Raw genomic sequence first — 18,235 nt, 5'->3', positions numbered from 1 at the left:
GCGCCAGGCACGCGGCTGGTTGGTGCCTTTCCGCGACTTGCGCCTGGACCCGAACGCCGGGTTGACCGGATGGAGGTCGAATTTCTGGGCGGATAGCAATGTCTGCTTGTAGTCAATCTCGACATTCTTGCAGTTGGCCAGTCACGTCCGATGTACCCCGAACTTCAGACATACCTTTGCACCGCACTAACTGAAGCCAATAACGGAAGTCACGAATGGACTGCACCTACTCCATACTATCGTTCAGCGATAAATACCTAACGTGAACTGGTTCACAAATGGACGAGAAGGCCAAAACGTAACCGCGCACGATACGCGAGCCCGGGCGCTTAGTGGATGTGCGCAAGTGCGATCGGCAGGTCCGAGAAAAGCGTCGACCATCGACGCCACCGCGCTTTCCAATGATCCCAAAAACGATTAATCTCCTCTTCACGCAACTCAGAAACCTGATCGGAGAATAACCCACACGATAAGTTAGACGGAGGGACCAATGGCGAAGAGAGCAACTGCGCTCGGCGGTGGTGGACCAGTGAAGAGAGCGATTACGCTCGGCGGTGGTGGACCAGCAGCAGGGCTGCACATCGGGGCTCTGGAAGCTTTTGCCGCTGCCGGTATAACCTTTGATGTATGGGCATTGTCCTGCATCGGCGCGTGGGTTGGAATCGTCTACAATCAATTCGATGACGACGAAGACAGGGCCAAACAAACCTATCAATTCTTCAAGAATGGCGTATTTCGAGACGATGAAAGCTATGAGCGCTTTCCGATCAATACGGTGTTCGGGCCCGATTGGCGCGCCAACATGAAAGCTTTGAGTAAGTTCGTAACTGATTCCGATAATTACAAAGATTTTGTATGGGACCCGTACAGAATGGTGGATTCGTTTCAGGAATCCATGTCACTCCTGCTCAATCGCATGAAGGACAGTGATGGGAAGAAGAAATACGACAAATTGGACGAGGGAGATATCAATGGATGGATTCTCAATCACGGGATGGCCCCGAATCCCTTGATTCGCTATCTAACGTCCATGATGTACTTGTCCAACGTCACCGGACTTTCAAGGATCAACTATCCGAACAGCGAATTTATGAAGCGCATCAAATTTGAAAACCTATTCGACAAAAAGAAGGGAGGGAAGGAAGAAGAGGAGAAAGAGAAGAGGAAGCCATTTATTTTTCACAATGCGTGGAATCTTGATAAGCAAGAACTCGCGCTGTTTTCAAATCGTCCTATGCGCGATAGGTTTTATCAGGGGCCCATCGATGCATCAACTTTGTGCGCATGTTCGGCGCTTCCCTTCATCGAGGAAACTGTAAAGGTCGATGGAGACACGTACTGCGAAGGAGCGCTGGTCGACACCGTCAATTTCGAAAGCTTGATAGACGAGGAGGATCCTGACGAGATTTGGGTGGTGCGGATTGTCGATGCGAAGCAAGTCCGCAAGCCGGACAACCTTCATGATGCCCTGGCAAATCTCTGCCAGCTGTTTGCAGCAACCGTCGGTGAGGATGACGTCAAGTTGTTCAAATATCACGTCCAGTATGACAAGCCCGCACCTGGGAAGAAGCCATGGACAGGTACGGTCGTTGAGATTCACGTGCCGGCGGGCATTAATTTCAAGTGGAATCATAGCAATCTGGATAAGGGACGGACGCTGGGAAGAAAGGCGGCGGAGGAAGCAATCGCCGCGTATCAAGCGAGAGATAAAAAGCCTTTTGCCGAAAACGAAAGAGTTCGGTTCATAAACGAGAGGAAAGACGACAAAAAGGGGCGGCATATCGATAGGGAGCGGCTGGCAATCGCGATTGCCGAAGCGAAGGGCACGCGCGATCAGAAGCGTTGGTTAGAAAGAATGGAATCGTGGGTTGATGCCGGGTCTGGAAAAGAAGTCGAGTCGGACGAGACTGGCAAATATCCGATAGGCGCAATTCCTTTTCCCGACTTCGCACTACGCGTCCCCCAGGTGAAAGCGATCTACGACCGGCTTGGTGCGCCAGCTTCCCGTTTGGAGCAGCTGTAGTTCGTGTCACCGCAACCGGTCGAGCAAAGCCTTTGCCTGCTTTAGATCCTGTGTGTCGAAGCCCTCGGTGAACGAGGCGTAGATCGGCGCGAGGAAGTTGAACGCTTCATCGCGTCTGCCCTGATCGATCCACAGAGCAGCTTGGTCCGTTGCGGCGCGGAGCTCAAGCGTCCTGGCGTGTTGGCTTCTCGCCGTGCTCAATGCCCGGTCGAGCAGCGCCTGCGCCTCGGCTTCGACGCCCGGTCCGCCGCGGGCGACCAGCACCCGTGCCTTCAGACGATACAGTTCGGCTTCTAGAATTCGTTCGCTGTTACGGTTCGTTGTAGCTAGGCCGTGCTCGATCAATTCCAGCGCGGCCTCGTAGTCGTGACTATTCAACAATGGCGGACACAACAACACGTCGAGCGCGGTGATGGCCAGCTGATAACCGGCGCTGCGATATTCGTCCAACGCGGCACCGATCTCCCCGAGTGCGCTGGGTGAAGGATCGAGCGAAGCCACGCATATGCCCCGAAGGGCGCGCGCCAGGCGCCATTGCCGGAATCCATGTTCCTCGGAAAGAGCGATGCAACGTTCGGCATGACCTTGCGCGACCAGGAACTCGCCGCGAAGGGCGTGAAGAATGCATGCGTAGTAACAGGCATACGCCTGCGAATGCGGATGACTTATAGCGTCGGCGCGCCGAATGGCAGCGTCCATTCGCACAATTGCCGTATCGGGATGGCCGAGCAGCCAGAGCGCCCACGACATCAGCGCCAGGTCCGCCACGCCGGCATCCTGGCCGGCCGAACGCGCCGCCAGCCTGTCGTCCTCGCTGCTCGCCTCAAACGCTTCGTAGGCGCGTCCAATCGCTTCATGGGCACCGGTGAGGTGTCCCATGAAGAGGCGGATCATGGCCTGCCCGCGCATCGCGTTGAGCAACGCCGGTCGATCGTCGCGCGCTTCGGCGAGCTGGAGCAGGGCCGCGATCGTTTCCTCGGCGACCGGCAATTCACCGCGCATTACGCTCGCGGTGGTCAACCAGAACATCACCTGGAGCTGCTCGGGAGGGTCTCCCAGGCGCTCGCACAGCTCTCGCGCGCGGGCAAAGGTTGCCATCGCCTTGTTCGAGGCTGGCCCTTGCGTAGCGATCAGGCAGGGCCCGAGAGCGAACTGGAAGGCAAGTTCCAGCTTATCCTTTCCGGCGCCTTCTGGCAGATGGCCCGAGGCCTCGATACCCCGCTGCAAGTGTGCGATGGCCTCAAGGTTGGCCGAGCGCATGGCGGCCTTCTTGCCTGCCTGCAGCCAATATGCCTCCGCCTTTTGAAACAGGCCGGCCTCTGTCAGATGATGCGCAAGAGTTTCGGGTTGAGTCTCCCCAACGTCCGGGAACCGTTGCTCGAAGGCACCCGCGATCGCAGCATGCAGCGCTGCGCGTCGGCTCTTCAGGAGTCCCGAGTAGGCAGCGTCCCGCACAAGCGCGTGCTTGAAGGTATAGACCGCCTGAGGTATCTCGCCCCGGCAGAATATCAACTCCGATCGAACCAACTGGGCAAGCGCCTCCTCAAGTCTCTCTTTTGGCAGCCCGGCTACGATACTCAGCAGTTCGTATGAGAACTCGCGACCCACCACAGCGCCGATCTGGGCCACCTCCCTCACCGGAGCCAAACGATCGAGTCTTGCCATCAGCGATGCATGTAGTGTGGTCGGAATGGCCATTGAGGGCAGAGGACTGTTGAGGACGTAGTGATCGTCTTGCTCATGCAACAGCCCGGTTTCGAGCACAGTCTTGGTCAGTTCCTCCACGAACAAGGGCACGCCATCGGTGCGGGCGAGAATCTGCTCCGTCACCTCTTTCGGGAGCGTCTTGCCGGCAGTGACGCGCTCGATTAACTCCGTTCCGTTACGCCTGTTCAGCCGCGTGAGCGAAATCGTCGTCACGTGCGGATGCGCTGGCCAGGGGGGTGTGAACTCTGGCCTCGCGGTGATGAGCAGCAGCACCCGAAGCTGCGGCATCTGTTCCAAGGTTATCGTGAGCAGCTCCAGCGACGTCGGATCCGCCCAATGGACATCCTCAACAATGATGAACACCGGCTGTCGCGCCGCCAAGCCAGTCAGCTGGGACAAAAACGCAGCCAGCGTTAGCTCCTTGCGCTTCTGCGGGCTCAGCTCCGGCATACGGTAGCGGTTACTGGGTGGAAGGGATAGAAGGTTGGCCAGAGGTAGCACTACGCGGTCGGCATCAGCGCCTGACCGAACCAGCAGAGCTTCAAGCTTGGCGAACTTCTCTGCTGCCGGGTCGCTCCGCTCGAGCCGGGCAGCGCGTTCGAGCTGACGGATGAATGGATACAGCGCACTGTTAGTGTGGTGCGCCGAGCAGAACTGCCGCACCGTGATGTGCGGTTGGGCGTGGAGTCGCTCGTCAAGCTCCAGGGCAATATGCGACTTGCCGATACCGGGCTCTCCGGTGAGCATCACCGCGCAACCTTCGCCACGCGTGGCGTGCTGCCAGCGACGCAACAGCATCTCGATTTCCTCGTCACGCCCAATTGGTGGCGCCAATCGGGATTTGTGCTGTGCCTCGAAACGGCTATCCACTTCGGTCGTTCCCAGGACCTGCCAGGCTGGTATTGGCTCCGCCCATCCCTTAAGCTCGACAGGACCGAGATTGCGGAATTCGAAGTGCCCATCAGTGAGCCGGTGCGTACTCTCGGAGATCAGCACGGTACCGGGATTGGCGAAGGTCTGCAGGCGCGCAGCCAAGTTCGGCGTCTCGCCAATGACGGCCTGCTCTTGAGCCGCGCCTTCGCCTGTCAGATCGCCCACGACCACCATACCGGTAGCGATGCCAACGCGAATTTGTAGCTCGGTGGCGGGCTCTGTCCGGAGCTTAGCCACGGCATCGACCAGCGCCAGCCCGGCGCGTGTCGCCTGTTCGGCATCATCCTCGTGCGCCTGGGGATAACCGAAATAGGCGAGAACGCCATCTCCCATGTACCGCGCGATAACGCCCTCATTGTGGGCGACAACCTCTGCGATGCAGCGGTGATAGGCGCCCATTACGGTCCGCAAGTCCTCCAGATCAAGGCGCGCCGAAAGTGCCGACGAGCCGACCAAATCGCAAAACATGACTGTAAGTTGACGTCGCCCGGCGTTGTTCGCCGACGCCGGCTTGGTGACCGTTCGAGGTGTTCGCGGAACCTCTCCCTGAAGCTCTACGATCGCGCGCAGCATCTTGCGTCGGTGCCCAAGCAGGACGCCCAGGTCCTTTAGATCCTGCTCCGTGAGATCTCGAACGACCGAGAGGTCGATGGCGTTCTCGCGGAATCGCTCGGCGTACTCGCCCAAACCGATCGATGCTAGCCACTCTGCAATACCTGCCATGGTATACCTATGGCTTATACAATTCAGAATAGCACATGGGAGAGCCTTGCGAAGGCACATCTGTCGACGGAAGCGCCGATCGCCGGACTGCTCGCCCAATGTAACCAGTGGCCACGGCAAAAAAGGGACGCTGCCAAGAGCGATGTCTGTTGGGGGTCACAAGCCGCCGATCACGCTCAAGATGGCAGACTTCCACTTTGCGTTGGTGAGCCGACGTTTGTGAGTACACGCCTGGTGCAGGAACCACGTGAGCGCGCATTATTTGAATCGTCGCAGCTCGCCCGCGAGCCGGCGGAGCGGCCCCGGCCCTCTCCGCCGGAAGCCCCCCTGAAGCCGGGGTCGTCTCTCCGATACCGTCTGTGTTGGAGTTTGCGTATGCGTTTCTCGCCCTCGATCGTCCCGCCGGACCGCCTCGACCGCGACATCTATCTGGTCCTCGAGGACTTCGCGCCCGCGCCGGCTGCGCCTGGCGCGAGACCGACGAAACCGTCACCGACCTCGAGACTATCCTCAGAGATCTCCTGTCCGGCCAATACGCCTATCCGGTCCGGATTGTGTGCTTCAATCCGGGCGGACGCCGCCTCCGATGATACCGACGCAGAGGTCCCGTCCGCGCTGCAGGACTTCATCGCCGCCAACGCCACCAGGCGCTTCGACGTGCAGCTCGCGCTGCCGCTGCCGGCTGCCGCGTGATGTCAGCCGGGAGAAAAGCCGCACGGCGACGCGTCCGTAAAATGCACGACCTGTGACGACGTCGGATGGGTTTGCGAGAACCATCTGGATCGCCCATGGGATGGCCCACGCGCATGCACCTGCGGCGGCGCCGGCGCGCCCTGCCCGGCTTGCAACACTCCGGCCGAGGGCGAGGCGCCGCGTATGCCAGGAGGCTTTCGCGTCGAGGTCGACAGGGACGGTTGGCGATGAGGGCTGCGCCTATAGCACCAGGCTCACCAACCAGACCGCGAGCGAGCAGCAGAGCGCAATTCCAAGATACGGCAATGCAATTGTCATCGGTTCCTCACTGACGAATTCCCGACGCTGAAACGGGAGTCAGATTCGCATATTCGCGGCCGCGTGACTATCTCGTTCTCATGCACCGCGCGTTCGAGTTCTGCCTGCCAACTGCAGTCAAGGCTGTCCCAGCCGGGCCTAACTGGCTCCATGAGATAAATACGATGGATACCGTCTGCGCCTTGAGCGTAACGGCCGCCAGGTACGCCTGGTCACCAAGCGTACTCAACTAGGACTCAGTGTTCCACTCTTGCCCGTACAAACCGCGCATGCGCCGATAGGCGATGCGCTTCATAAGATCGTCGAAGACAGTTTGAGCCACGAACCCGAAGCCTACCGCAATTGCACAGAATGGAACATGCCCGAATTTGAACGTAGGCAATGCCGGGAGACGGGCTATCTAACCCGCGCCGAAACATCCGACATCATGAAGTAGGTTACTTCCTCCGTGGTCGTGATTTTGCTGATAGCGGGATTCCTCGGTTACCGGATGTTCGTTTACCCACCCAATTCAGATCCGCTTCTGGAGAAACGCGAGTCCTTTGCAGAGAGGGTACAAAGGGGAGCGTTTAGGGAAGATCAACTGCAAGAGCATCCTTCCCTTAACACCTCAGTGGTTCCGATCCCTTTTTGGTAACAAGGGATCGTGCCCCGGGCGTGGTGTAGCTGGCGGCGGGGCACCGCGTTCGCCGGCGTGGGCCGGGCCGGTCAGCTGGCGATCGCCGGAAGGCTGACGGTTGGATCATCGCTCAACGGTGCGATGGTTTCCAGCGTCATGTAACGGGCACGCTGGGCGGCCCATTCATCGTTCTGCTCGAGCAGGATCGCACCGATGAGGCGGACGATCGCATCCTCGTTGGGGAAGATGCCAACCACCTCGGTGCGCCGCTTGATCTCGCCGTTGAGACGCTCGATCGGGTTGGTCGAGTGCAGCTTAGTTCGATGCTGCGGCGGGAACGTCATATAGGCCAGCACATCGGTCTCGGCCTCGTCGAGGAAGCCAGCAAGCTTGGGCAGCTTGGGACGGAGCTGATCGGCGACCTTCCGCCACTGCGCCGTCGCAGCTTCGGCATCGTCCTGGGCAAATGCGGTGGCAATGAAGGCGGACACAACGCGCCGCCCGCTCTTGCCGGCATGCGCCAGCGCGTTGCGCATGAAGTGGACGCGGCAACGTTGCCAAGTGGCGTTGAGCACCTTGGCGACGGTGGCCTTGATGCCCCGGCCATCCGGCGCGGCTCCAGGAAGCCCGGGAAGTAAGAGCCTTTGCGCAGCTTGGGAATGCGCAGCTCGACCGCGCCGGCGCGGGTCTTCCAGATCCGGTCGCGGTAGCCGTTGCGCTGGGCCAGACGCTCGGGGTTCTTCTCGCCGTAGTCCGCCCCGGTCTGGCTTTCGACTTCCAGCTCCATCAGGCGTTGGGCGGCAAAGCCGATCATCTCGCGCAACAGATCCGCATCAGGGGTCTTCTCCACGAGCGTGCGCAGGTTCATCATATCGTCGGTCATCGACGGTTCCTCGGTTGCGTTAGCGTGTCGCAACCCGATCCTACCGGCGAACGGCCGGTGACCACCGCAAAGCCGCCCGCCCGCTACGGCGCTATTTGAGGCGCGCGTACGGGCGGCTTTGCTCTACCGAGCGACACCATCACTGGGGACACGACCGTAACAAGGTCTACAAAGTTCCGCGCAACTATCTTGTGGATTTAGATCGATCAAGTGTCGCCCCCAACACTCGAACAACGACATTCGAAATTCGCCTCCTGCTCGCAGACTTGGCGCCCAGAAACGCGAACAATGTCGATAGGTTTGTAGAGCATACGGCGTTCTGAATTTGGAGTTCAATCGTGACTACGTTTACCAAGCAGGTGAAATCAGGAAAGGGTTTCGATCGCTCCTGGACTCTTTTGCCGAAAATTAGACTTGGGTTTCCACCAACTCCATACAAGCGCGTTGTTGTTAGCCTCTGGTCCAGCTTAGCGGCTTTCGGCACAAGGTTAATGCCTAATGTACTTCCTCGCTGCCTGTCTAATCGTGGTAGCCGCGAGTGCCGCGATATCGCTTCGTCGATCCAGAAATCTATCACAGCACCCTCAGTGGGCTACCCCGGCCCAGCGGCTCGCAACACGGCGGCGGGCGCTTTTGCCGACAATCTGCGCGGGCTTTTGTCTGCTAGTGCCGCTCGGATTTCATCATTTTCAACACGAGCCTGAACTTGGTCCCACCGCGGTGACCTATCTCATGATGCTTGCTGCTTCCTTCTTCGGCGGTTCATTTCTTGGCGTCATTGGCGGTATGGATTGAGGTAACGGCGATCGACGCAACGCAAAAACGCCGGACCATGGCAGCCGAAAAGCTGCCACGTGCTTGGTATCGTCCTGTTGATGTCCGCTTGTGGGCCAGGAGCTGAAGTCGCGATGCTGCGGAAGCGGAGGGTTCCCGCGTCGGCGGCCTAGATACGCGGCGGCAGCTCGCTCAACATCGGTCCTCGCTGTCGCGCTCCACCCCATTTTCAGTCAGTGACAATGCAACACTTCAAATCAGCAAGTCATGAGGCGCAGGTACGATGCCGTGATGCGGACCATTATTGCCGTGGTTGGCCGCGTGTTCGTCCGGTGCATTGGGGGCCATTTTGACGATCATCTCGAGGTCCTCTTTCTGACCGGGCGGAACGTGCGGATCGAGGAGATCATTAAGCCCCTTAAGCTCGACTACCGCGACGAGAGTCGAAGGAGCTGTCTCGCTATCGAAGCGGAACACCGGTTCTTGATCTCCGCCGCCTGCCTCGGACGCAGCTTTAGCCGGCTGCGCGTCTTCAGATGCGATTGCAGCAGATTGCGCAACGTGCTGCGAGTTTCCGCGTTCGGCGTTACCGCCAGCTTCAACGGTGGGATCGACAATTTCGGCAGCTTCCGGTGTGTTCGCAGCGGTTGAGTGCGCGCCGGGCTCCACGGCGGCCAGTTCTGCCGTCTTCACTGCCGCTGACACCCCCGTAGCGTCCGAAGCCGGAGCACGATGCTCCGCGCCGTTGCCGACGCCGGTGTCCGGCTCGACGCCGGCTTCAATCGAGTCCGTGGCTGCAGCCTTTGCAGATCCCCGCTCCGAAGTGTGCTGCGAGTTGCCGTGGCCCGCGCTATCGGCCGTTGCGACGCCCGGATCAATCTCGGCTGCGTCCGGTGCATTTGCGGCGGTTTGGTGCCCGGAGTTGCCGTGTTCCACAGCGGCCGGCTCTGCCGTCTTTACTGCCGCTGACGCGCCCGTAGCGTCCGAAGCCGGAGCGTGATGCTCTGCACCGTTGCCGACGCCGTTGTCCGGCTCGACGCCGGTTTCAATCGAGACCGTGGCTGCAGCCTTTGCAGACCCTCGCTCCGAAGTGTGCTGGGAGTTGCCGTGGCCCGCGCTGTCTGCCGTTGCAACGCCCGGATCGATCTCGGCTGCGTCCGGTGGATTTGCAGCGGTTGGGTGCCCGGAGTTGCCATGTTCCGCGCCGCCTGGTTCTCCCGTCTTCGCCGGGCCTCGCGGAGCTTCCGAAGCCGAAACGTGATGCTCGGCACCATTACCGACGCCGTCGCTCGGTTCGAGGCCAGCTTCAGTCGATCCGGTCGCTGCCGCCTTTGCGGCCCCTGCCTCCGCAGCGTGCTGCGAGTTACCGCGGTCCGCGCTGTCGGTCATTGCGACGCCCGGTTGGACAATTACGTTCAGCCCAGTCGACGAAACGTCGGTATCCGCATTGGTCGGACCACTCTTCAATGTGGATGTTGCGACTGCCGTTGTCGTCTCGCTATGAGCAGGCTCGATCGATGATACGCGAACCGACGCGCCAGACGTCCCGTCTCTCTCTTCCGATGCATCCGCCGAATCGCCAGTGACGGTTCTGAGCCTTGCCGCCCCTCCCAAGCCGATCCGAGTCTGCCCGAACTGGAACCTCAAGCCGTCGTCGGCCAGGATGGCCCAAACTCCAGCCGGCCCGGGCGTGCTCACCCGCGCCTCGATGCTGGCCTGGACATTGTCCTTACTCAGAACAGTCTCATCGATGGCGCTCGCCGATGTCAGCGCTTCTTCGAGCTTCTCCAGGGTGATGGCGACGGTTGCGCCTCCTTCTCGCTGGTCGGCGAAATCCGATTCGGCGACTGATACAATCCCCTGAAGATGGACTTCCAGCAGGTCGCAATCCCCGACATCAAGGACACGATCGGTCGGATTCACGTAGACGACCGTTTCATTGCTTGCGGTGTCGTAGATCCAGGCGAAGGTATGTGGCGGTATGGACTTGCTTGCTGCTGTCATATGCAGCCACGCAAGCGCTCCGAAAGCCGCAAAATTGATCCTGCTCGAATCAGATGCGAAATCGAAGCCAGAGTGGGAAGATGTAGAATTGGAATCGGTCGGGACGCGATGAACAACGTTTCCATCAACGTTGCCGCCGCCCATCAGTTGATGGCGGCTATATCCGTCAACACCGGCATCGTGACCAGCGTCGACCAAGCCAACAGGTTTTTGCAGTGCGTAACCCTCGGCGCCATGGCTCACTTGGCTCCGAGCGCCTTGTCCAGCGACGCTTTCGTTTCCAGTTGTCACATGTGCGGAAGACAGGCGGGAATCGTGCGAAGGGAGGCGCAGGTCTGGGTTGTCTGCATGATTGGGGTCGGCATGAGTGAATGCGGCCAGTTTTGTGGCAGCATTCTCCCGGGCGATGGCCACGAAGCTGTCGATCGACGGTTGACCCAGGTCATGCGACTGCACCGCAAGATGGGGGTCGTGCAGCGTGTAGATCAGCGCACCGGCGAGAGTAGCGAAGGTGCCATACCCTCCCTGAATCGACATCGGATTGGAAGCAAGCCGGGGGAATTGATGTTCCTCGGTCAGGTCACCTCCAGTCTGCGTGTCGCCGGTTCCTCGCAGTACAGGCGTCGGAAGATTGGGCGTGCTCGATCCAACAGGACCGTAGTTCTTCCACGGTTTCGAGCCTGAAGGCTGCTCGGCCACGCGCAGTGCTTCCATTGCCGCCGCCGTGTTCGCGACTTGGCCTAGCTTGGCCAAAAAGTCTCTCTGGCTGAGCGGGGGCGTCTCGCCGGATTCCCAGACGATGAGGTGCCGGAGAATGGCTTTTTTCCAAGGCTCATATCCGGCGTGCTCTCCCGCGCGGCCGATGCTGTCGTCATCCGGAAATATGTATTTCGCTTCCGACGCCTTGAGCTCGTCCGCAATGGCGATCGCCAGAAAAGCCAGCGCGAGTGAGCCGAAGCAGGAGGGATGTTTCAGCAACACGATGGTAGCAAGCACAGTCCTGTTGGTGACCTCAAGCTTCTGAAATATATTGTACAGGTGTACTTTGACTGTCCCTGGTGAAAGGTTTAGCCGGCGCGCGATCTCCTTGTTCGACATTCCTTCTGACACCAGTCCCACGATTTGACGTTCCCGGTACGTCAGTAGCTCCAGCCTCTTTTCAATTTTGCCGACGGCGTCAGCTTCCTTGCCGGTTGGCGAGAGATCGAAATGCTCGGGCGACACAATCCGCTTCGTCAACAGCCGCAGTAGTCGCAGCATGGTGTCGGGGGAGACGCACTTCGAAATTGCGCTGCAGGCGCCAGCCGCAATCGCTGCGGTTAGATCGTGGTTGGATTCGGACTCGGTAAAGAACACCAGGCGCGTGGCAAGGTTCTCAGCTTTCGCAATCGCCAGGATCTCGGTTACCGTCAGATCTGGCAGGGCGTCGGCAATAAGCGCGACGTCGGGTGTCAAATTCCGAATGGCTTCGAGGCAGCTTGTCCCGTCGCGGCATGATGCGACAACATCGAAGTCCTGCTGTGCTCCGAGTATCGATTTCAGCCCCTGTAGAACGATCGGTTGTCGATCTACGATCACAAGCCGGTCGATCCCCTGCTTCGTACACACGTCTAGCATGGACTCTGCCTCGGCCCGGCCAACTATGTACTTTGGCATATGGCCGTGGCCGGGTGATGTATTAAAATACAACTAATAATCGAATGAAGAAAGAGGCTTAGCGGGCCAAACCCGACGTTGGAACCGCGAGCTCTGAGGGCATTTGGGCGAGAAAATATGTCATTTGACCCGATGGCAGTTGCGGTTGACTGGCTCGATGCCTACCGCGCGGGCGATATCGAGGCGATCTTGAAAATGTATGCTGAAGATGCCGTGGTTCACTGCGGCTGCGGCGGCGTCAAAACCATTACCGGCAGCGAGGCACTTCGTGCCTATTGGGTCGATCGCCTCCGAAAGCATCCGGCAGGCAAGTTGGACAATCTCAATCCCTTGCACAACGACGGGGCCATCATCTCGTACATCACCAATACTGGCGTCATGTGCGCGCTTTTTGCGTTTGACGCCGCCGGCAGGATCAAGGAGCTGAACTGCAATCCCTCTCACTAGACCCGCGGCGTGATCCAAGCCCGCAGTGGGCGCCCAATCCAGCCGAGCTTGCATCAGTTCGTTCCAAATCTGGACGCGGTGAAGCAAAGTCGCGGGCGTTGCAGATTTACAACCCGCAAAGCCACTGGAGATACTAAGCTCCACCATAGAGACGAGAAACATATTTCATTCTTAGTTCAATATGATCGGCGGGGACAAAAGTGTTTGATGTCTATCGCAATGACAAGCGCGACTTGCTCGTTCTAAGTACAGGCTCCGCCGTCCCCGTGCTTTACTCTGCACATAAGTGGCGCAAGAGCAGAAAACGAGTTCTCAAGGTCAGCGATGAAATCAAGTCGGCCGTTCAGGCACAAGGCTATTATCTCCGCAACCTACGGGCCACCAAGGAGCGAATGATCGCGGTCGAGTAGGGCCGGGCCCGTATTCTCTCTACAGTATCACCACCAACCGGCGCGCCATCCTCGCGCTCTTCCGCGTCGTTAACCGCGACGTGGGCGCAGAAGGACGATCGGTCGGCGGGTTGAAGACGAGAGACTGACCGGTTATCGCGTCATTGCGCCGTCCAACCGCGCCAGTCCAGTCTCGATGACGACGATCTCTTCCTCGATCTGCTGGACAGTACTTGTGCAGTCGATCCCGGTGCACGCGTTGAGGTCTGCAATAAGTTTCCGGCGCTGCATCCGAAGCTCATCGAGGGACTTCTGGTCCTTGAGCGAAACGTAACCCTCCACGATCAGCCCAATAGCCCTTGACATCTCCAGTACCTCCCGAGCCTCATTCATACCTTCAAGCCGAAATCCCGAATCCCGAGTTCGTCTAAAACAACTCCCCTCCGCAACTCGTGCGCAGCAGCCGTCAAATGGGAGCCTACGATCAGCCTAATCCGCCTTAAGGTCACGAGAGCAACGGGGTCACACAGCTCGATAGATAGTCCGGCTCATAGCAATGGCGCGTTGCTCATCCGCGTCGAGATCAGCCCATGCGATGCCTTCCATCACGCGCCTCAAAGTTGTCCCGAGGGGCATCTCAAAAACCGAACGCATGCCTGATTGCCGCAGCATTGCCATGGCGGCGTCGGAGTTGGACGGCAGGTCGGGCGAGCCGTCTATGAGGCGGATCGTAATCTGCCCGTGCTCGAGCGGCCGTCTTGAGCTGCGTCAAGAATAACTGAGGCAGCCTTAGTTCTTCGGTAGCCTTAGTTCTTCGTCAAAGGCTTGGGCGGCTCGTCGTCTATGGCATCGACGCCAACAGGAGGAAGCTCCCCGGTGCGGTCCTTCAGATCCGCCGCACGCTGAACCAAGCCAGCCGCGACCGCGGGGTCCTTTGTTGTTTTTGCCATTCGCAGCAGCGTCGCTGCGGCCTCACGGGCGAAATAGTTGAAGCGCGACACGATCTCGACATCCGACACTTAGGCGACGTGGGATGACTCAAGGGCCGGACATTCGTTCCGAGGTTGGTGCAAAAATGCACACAGGCGACGAAAAGGCCTCAGCTCGGGGCTGGTCCAGCTGAGGCCTTCGTTTGTCGGCACCACGTTGTCGAGGCTGATTCCGGATCATCAATTTAGGGGGCGAGTCTTTGTTCCCGGTGCCAGTGTTATCCATCACGAGACTACTTCGAGCAGGCGAATCAAGCCCAAGCCCAAGACATCCAGCCCAACCTTCGCAGACGAAATGGGCCCCAGCTCGCGGGGATATTGGGGGGCATTAAGCTGGGGCCCTTCGGGGTCACCCTCAGGGAGGGCACACGGAAAACTTGGCTATTGCAGAAATGTTTCCTGTCCTAATTTTCAAGAGCGAGTGTCTAAGTAGACCGCACTCAGCCTGACACAATCCTAAACGGAGCCAAAATTCTAAGCGCCCGTCCGCCGCTTGAATTCGCCGCCTTCCAGTCCGCTGCTGAAATCATTTGCGCGAATTGAGGGAAGGCCCGCCGGGGGCTAAGCGGGCCTCCATCTCAAGTACAAGGGCCGCAACTTCGGTCCCGGACTATCCGAGTGATCGAGGACGCACTGGAACAAAACCGCGGCGGCCGCGCGTTCGTATGCGCGCACATGTGCGTCTCTCTTCCAAGTAAGGATGGCTATCGGGCCAGCAACACAGCCCCACACGAGAAAAAGAACGATCCACAGCGCCGCAAGCGATCATCACAGTATAACATTTGCCTCCCGAGCCATCGCCGCCTGCTTAGTTATTGCGGCGTCGCGGAGGGCCCAATGTAGCGCTGCCGCTTCAATTTGGTGCGCCGTGACTGAATTCGTGCTGCGTGTCTGTCCTGCCAACGCTACCCTGATCAGCAGGATCATAATTCGCTTGCAGGACTTGAGGAGTTTCACGCGCGATCAGAAGCTGTTTCCGCATTTCGGCGAGGCGGGCGCGGCAATATTCGCGGTAGAGCAAATCGAATACGGCGGGCATGGATACCCCCATCGTTTGAGTATCGCTAGAGATAATTTCCACCACGGATTCGGATAATCGTTGCCCCGGCGATGGCTGTCCGATCTGGGCCCATTTACAGGCTGAGCCAATTCAAAAACTCAAAGGACGATTGGCTGGCTTGCTGTTCAGTGCAAAAAGGAACAGGGCTGATTACCTAAAATAGATTATAGCAGCCTTCTGTTTCCGCAGAACTTCGTCAAACAACTTAAGAGCGCTGCTCCGCGAATAAATATCCAACTACAGCGCGAAACAACTTACCACTGGATGCAAGCACCGGTGGCTGCAACGCCGCCTGTTAGCCACCGGACCGAAGCAAGAATGAATCGACCGAGGCAGCCAGTCGGTGTGCCACTTGCATCTTCGGCGTGGACTGCCCTTCGGTGGGCAGCGAGCCGATGGAATTGATTGCCAGCCCAGCACCAGCGGCAAGAACAGCTATCGCAATCGCAGAGAGAAATTTTATCCTCATGGCGATCCTCCATCGCTGCTTAGCGAAGCGGCCGGGTGCGGCTGAACAAGAAACCGGCGGGAGTGAACCTTCTGGCTACTGCGAGCACGCGGCCCTCGCACGTTTCAAGCGCGATCTTCTGGGCCAGCATGACGTCTCCGATCGGCAGATCGCCGTGCGGCAGGAAACATAGGCCAACCTTCGGGCGATCGTTTTCGTCGACTTCGCAGACATTTGTCGCGGCTCCCGTATAGATCCTGTACCGCTTGCCGGTGTCGCCACCGACAACCTCGAAATAGCCCAGATGCCCGAACTGCGCCAGTTGGGTCGGCGAGAGCCAGTGCCGCAAGAGCCGCAGGGAGCGTCCTTCCGGAGTCCTCTCGGCGCCATGTCTAATGAAGAGCGCCTTTGCGGCTCTGATCCGCGAGCGTTCCCCCGGCCGGGACGGTGTAAAGCGCAACACGGCGATGACCGATTTATCCGCCGACCAGCCTGGGAAAGAACACCGTTTCTTCCGCATGGGGGTCGAACGATCGAAGCTGCGAGGTCTGACCCGGCCCCGTCCGGACCGCAGCCGTGAAGCCGGCACTGGTGAGTTCGTAGAACCGCTGCTCCGCCTTCGCCAATTCTTGTGCGTCGCCCGGATTGAAAGGGTGACGGCTGTCGCCGGTACGGTCCATCACGATCTGGATCGCCATGATCGTCCTCCCTTGGATTGCTGGTGGCAGGGACCTGATGCAGTATCTGACCGACCTCACGGACTTTCAAGACAAGAACATCAGGAGACGCTACTTCCGATCACAGCGAGGGCGATCACACTGGCGGGCACCCTGGGCACGTGTCGCTTGAGTCCTCTGATTAATGAGCGAGAGATTTTATCCATCATGCCTCGCCTCATCCCGAGGAGATCGATGCCGGCGCAGTGCGCACTGGCCGCTCCATCTTAAAGGCCTGCGACGGACCGCCTAACTTTTGCGTCATATCTGCTGACCGGATCGGCTCCGCTCGGAGCACGAACGCGCGGCGCCTGTTCTCTGCAGAAGTCCTCGTCCATCAGGCCCCCGTCCCTCACACACAGAGCTGCAACCGAACTTTACCGAGGCGGGTTCAACTCGCCTGCCAGCCAGCCGACCGCATCTGTCTTCATTGGATCCACAGCGAAGGAAACCAATTCGGTACGTTCGCACGTCGAGCATTCGAAGGTGCGCTTCTCAAATCCGGCTTTGCCGGGAGAGATGCGCGCCAATGCCATCCTGTGTTTGCATACCGGACACATCGGCCGCTCGTTGATACACGCAGTCATCCCCTGGCCCCGAAGGATACTCATTTATCCTGCTATCCTGCCCCGCAATGTGATTTTGAAACGATAAATGGGACACTAAGCAGCAGCTAAGTCATGCGGACCAGTGGTGAAGCCGTCTTCAAGATGCGTTGAGAGCGCAGCAGCCGCCAAATGCTCCCAGTACTCTGCCTTGGCGAGCAGTTTCCAGCTTCTGTCAGGATGAAGCGCGGCACTCTGCCGACAGAGCGACGCCATCGCGCGCAAGCGCTGTACGGTTTCCATTCCAGCCTCCCGTGTTTTTTCCACCCTATTTTTTGTTTTTGCGTCGGAGTCATTACGATTATGACTCAGAAGTGATTTTAGTTTTCTTCGAGAGCCGATTGGCGAGTCGATGGCGCACTTCGCGCGAGTGATTTTCGTTTCGAGTCGCCACAGAGCGTCATTCAATGAGCTCTTCCGGCTGGGGTCCTGTTCCTCAATCGGAACCGGCTCTCGCGGGGCAGCGCAGTAGCGGGGTGTCCCCGCCTCCAGCAGGAGAGAGCTTTCCGCGCTGGGCCTCCGCCCACCACTCGCAAGACGTGTCTGCTAAACAAAGCAACTGGCGGAGGAAACGGGAAGAGCATGACCTCCGCAGGGTCGAGGTCTCGTTCGCAAACTCACAGACGCGCCACCAGAAAACTGCCTCCCGGCCCGCTTGCGGGGAGCTCCGGGGTATTCTCCAGCAACTCCGGCCGGAAATTGCGCAAAGCGGACATTCGTTGGGAGCCGAAGTCGCAGGCGAGAGGCGGAAGTAGCGCCCAGGCATTTCCTCCCATCGCGTAGTTCGAAAGTTCAAGCTGAACGCCGAGCTTAGCGGTCGCTCCTCTCCCTTGGAGCTGCGGAGACGAACCCCGGCTCCCCTCTTCTTGCATTGGGCGACGTTGTAATGACATCGGGAGAAGGAGGTCGCACAACGTCTAGCTGCGTCGCAAAAGGTTTGGGCGATTTTGGCCGCTCGTAGCCGCGACGACCGCGGTACTTCGTTTTGGGTACACCGCAAGGGATCGGCCAGACAGCGAAATCGAGTCTATACGTTTTCCAATCGCGTCCGGTGAGGTGTTAATCTTTTGGACGCGACCCAAGCTGCACAGTACAGGCCTGCAGCAGGGGAAAACGATGGCCGACAAACGGATGCAGTTCAACTGGGATCCAATTGCGCTTGCAGCGCAACTGCGGAACATCGCGGGACAAAGCCAAGTACTGATGCGCTGCTTCGTGTCTTATCAATCGGACGCGATTAAATTCGGC

11 protein-coding genes and 2 pseudogenes are annotated in these 18,235 nt (G+C 58.9%); 4 read left to right on the top strand and 9 right to left on the bottom strand.

Annotated features, from left to right (window positions below):
- The first annotated feature begins 490 nt into the window (after positions 1-490).
- Entirely contained in the window at positions 491-2,023 is a 1,533-nt protein-coding gene (locus E4K65_RS43755; RefSeq protein WP_135179359.1) for a patatin-like phospholipase family protein, read from the top strand.
- A 6-nt stretch (positions 2,024-2,029) separates the two neighbouring features.
- Here the strand turns inward: E4K65_RS43755 and E4K65_RS43750 are convergent, their stop codons facing one another.
- A complete protein-coding gene (locus tag E4K65_RS43750; RefSeq protein WP_135179358.1) occupies positions 2,030-5,386 on the bottom strand; it encodes an adenylate/guanylate cyclase domain-containing protein in 3,357 nt (1,118 codons plus the stop codon).
- A 375-nt stretch (positions 5,387-5,761) separates the two neighbouring features.
- Between E4K65_RS43750 and E4K65_RS43745 the strand changes: the two are divergent.
- A pseudogene (locus tag E4K65_RS43745) lies at positions 5,762-6,079 on the top strand (hypothetical protein).
- A gap of 1,026 nt (positions 6,080-7,105) precedes the next feature.
- Here E4K65_RS43745 and E4K65_RS43735 read toward each other — a convergent pair.
- Together E4K65_RS43735 and E4K65_RS43720 are read right to left on the bottom strand one after the other, a co-directional pair.
- A pseudogene (locus tag E4K65_RS43735) lies at positions 7,106-7,899 on the bottom strand (transposase).
- 1,026 nt (positions 7,900-8,925) lie between these two features.
- Positions 8,926-12,366: a LuxR C-terminal-related transcriptional regulator gene (locus E4K65_RS43720; protein WP_235886001.1), complete on the bottom strand. Its 3,441-nt coding sequence runs from the start codon at positions 12,364-12,366 to the stop codon at positions 8,926-8,928.
- An 84-nt stretch (positions 12,367-12,450) separates the two neighbouring features.
- Here E4K65_RS43720 and E4K65_RS43715 point away from each other — a divergent pair, with 84 nt between their 5' ends.
- Positions 12,451-12,780: a nuclear transport factor 2 family protein gene (locus E4K65_RS43715; protein ID WP_135179356.1), complete on the top strand. Its 330-nt coding sequence runs from the start codon at positions 12,451-12,453 to the stop codon at positions 12,778-12,780.
- 200 nt (positions 12,781-12,980) lie between these two features.
- Positions 12,981-13,190: a hypothetical protein gene (locus E4K65_RS43710; protein ID WP_135179355.1), complete on the top strand. Its 210-nt coding sequence runs from the start codon at positions 12,981-12,983 to the stop codon at positions 13,188-13,190.
- 132 nt (positions 13,191-13,322) lie between these two features.
- On the opposite strand, the gene E4K65_RS43705 is transcribed toward E4K65_RS43710, so the two are convergent.
- The 6 genes from E4K65_RS43705 to E4K65_RS49185 form a co-directional block, all read right to left on the bottom strand.
- The gene (locus E4K65_RS43705) at positions 13,323-13,535 is read right to left on the bottom strand and encodes a hypothetical protein (RefSeq protein WP_135179354.1); all 213 of its coding nucleotides are present in this window, start codon (positions 13,533-13,535) and stop codon (positions 13,323-13,325) included.
- Positions 13,536-13,975: 440 nt separating this feature from the next.
- The gene (locus E4K65_RS43700) at positions 13,976-14,188 is read right to left on the bottom strand and encodes a hypothetical protein (protein WP_235886000.1); all 213 of its coding nucleotides are present in this window, start codon (positions 14,186-14,188) and stop codon (positions 13,976-13,978) included.
- Positions 14,189-15,011: 823 nt separating this feature from the next.
- Positions 15,012-15,197, bottom strand: a complete 186-nt coding sequence (locus E4K65_RS43695) for a hypothetical protein (RefSeq protein WP_235885999.1) — start codon at positions 15,195-15,197, stop codon at positions 15,012-15,014.
- 509 nt (positions 15,198-15,706) lie between these two features.
- Entirely contained in the window at positions 15,707-16,087 is a 381-nt protein-coding gene (locus E4K65_RS43690) for a hypothetical protein (protein WP_135179367.1), read from the bottom strand.
- A gap of 55 nt (positions 16,088-16,142) precedes the next feature.
- Positions 16,143-16,364, bottom strand: coding sequence for a hypothetical protein (locus E4K65_RS43685; protein WP_135179353.1), 222 nt, complete (start codon positions 16,362-16,364; stop codon positions 16,143-16,145).
- A gap of 680 nt (positions 16,365-17,044) precedes the next feature.
- Positions 17,045-17,395 (bottom strand): hypothetical protein, encoded by a 351-nt coding sequence (locus E4K65_RS49185; RefSeq protein WP_235885998.1) that lies wholly within the window; start codon positions 17,393-17,395, stop codon positions 17,045-17,047.
- Positions 17,396-18,235 lie beyond the last annotated feature (840 nt).

The sequence above is a fragment of the Bradyrhizobium niftali genome (genome assembly GCF_004571025.1).
GTDB lineage: Bacteria > Pseudomonadota > Alphaproteobacteria > Rhizobiales > Xanthobacteraceae > Bradyrhizobium > Bradyrhizobium niftali.
This window is presented reverse-complemented; position numbering and strand designations above follow the sequence as displayed.

Bases quoted from the DNA above. Each gene is read 5' to 3' on its own strand.
- E4K65_RS43750 (WP_135179358.1), bottom strand. From the start codon at position 5,386: ATGGCAGGTATTGCAGAGTGGCTAGCATCGATCGGTTTGGGCGAGTAC.
- E4K65_RS43685 (WP_135179353.1), bottom strand. From the start codon at position 16,364: ATGGCGATCCAGATCGTGATGGACCGTACCGGCGACAGCCGTCACCCT.
- E4K65_RS43715 (WP_135179356.1), top strand. From the start codon at position 12,451: ATGTCATTTGACCCGATGGCAGTTGCGGTTGACTGGCTCGATGCCTAC.
- E4K65_RS43755 (WP_135179359.1), top strand. From the start codon at position 491: ATGGCGAAGAGAGCAACTGCGCTCGGCGGTGGTGGACCAGTGAAGAGA.
- E4K65_RS43695 (WP_235885999.1), bottom strand. From the start codon at position 15,197: ATGCCCGCCGTATTCGATTTGCTCTACCGCGAATATTGCCGCGCCCGC.
- E4K65_RS43705 (WP_135179354.1), bottom strand. From the start codon at position 13,535: ATGTCAAGGGCTATTGGGCTGATCGTGGAGGGTTACGTTTCGCTCAAG.